The organism is Parasphingomonas frigoris, from assembly GCF_036663815.1.
GTDB lineage: Bacteria > Pseudomonadota > Alphaproteobacteria > Sphingomonadales > Sphingomonadaceae > Sphingomonas.
The window spans coordinates 1-1,215 of the sequence record NZ_JAXOJQ010000062.1 but is presented as its reverse complement, the minus strand read 5'-3'; the positions used below and the strand labels follow the sequence as shown (position 1 = coordinate 1,215).

The following is a 1,215-nucleotide window of genomic DNA, read 5'->3' as shown; positions in this document are numbered from 1 at the left end:
GGCATAGGACGCGTAGGTGAGCAGCCGCGGCGTCGGCTTCCACGACACCACCGCGGTGCCGGTGAATTCACCGTCCGAGAAGCTGTCGTTGAGGTTGAGCGCGTTGATTGTCGACGAGCTATTGCCGGTGCAGGTCAGCGTCACGATGCCGCCGATGAAGGTACGTGCGGTGGCAGGCACTGCGGCATTCGACAGTAAGGGCGAAAGATTGGCCTGCTGTACCGGGCAGACTGTATTGTTGTTGTTCAGATTGGCCCGAAAATCCTTCGCCTCGTGTGTGTAACGTAGGCCAAGCGTCAGCGACAGAGTGTCGGTGATGTTGAAGATATTGTGAGTGAAGAATGCATAATTCTCGCTGGTCTGGCGATAGCGCGATCCCTGGTCGCCGACGTCGTTGACGCCTCCGACGCGAACGCCATTGACGATCGTACCGGACAGGCGATCCAGCCCGCCGAGTACTGACGGGGCAATTCCACCGAAAGCGCCCGTGACCGTCGCGCGGCCTGCCGCGCTGAGGCAACCCGGCGCGTTCTGATCCTGAAGAGCTACCGCGGGGTTGAGCGTCGCTACCAGACGACAGGCAGCAAAGGTACCATATTGCGTACCGAACTTGGTGCTGTCGACCACATTGAGTTTTTCGTGCGAATAGAAACCGCCGACGAGCCAGTCGAGCTTGCCATTAAACGCAGAGCCCTGGAGACGAACCTCCTGCGTGAACGTCTTGAACTGTCGATAGGAATCATTGTCGCGGTAGCTGAAGTCAACATTTCCGTAGTCGGTATCGCCGGCGTTGCCCGATTTGTTTTCACGATAGGCCGTGATCGACGTGATGTTGATGCCGCCGAAATCCCAGTCGATCTGCCCGGACCCGCCGTAATCCTCGGTCACGTTGCGGAAGGTACGGCCCGGCGAGATTGCGACACTGCGATCGAACGGATTGGCACGCGTATCGGTTGTTGGGCGGACCGCGCCGAGCCGGTTGAGAACACCAAGTATGCGGTTTGAGTCCGAATAGGCTACAGCGCCATCGGTGTTTATACTGCTGCCGTTCGACTGCACAGCATTTACTGTCGGGTCGAAGGTTTCGAACTTGCTGTAGTAGGTCGCGCCGCAGCAGCTTTCGTCACGGTGGCTGTAGTCGCCGATAAGGCGCAGTCTGAAATCATCGCTCGGCTTGAATAGTAGCTGACCGCGCACAAAGTAGCGGTCGCGGTT

Annotated in this window: 1 protein-coding gene; it reads right to left on the bottom strand. The window is 58.4% G+C overall.

The window, feature by feature from the left end; translation table 11 throughout:
* On the bottom strand, positions 1-1,215 hold a 1,215-nt coding region (locus U1872_RS22470; protein ID WP_503655209.1), incomplete at both ends, for a TonB-dependent receptor.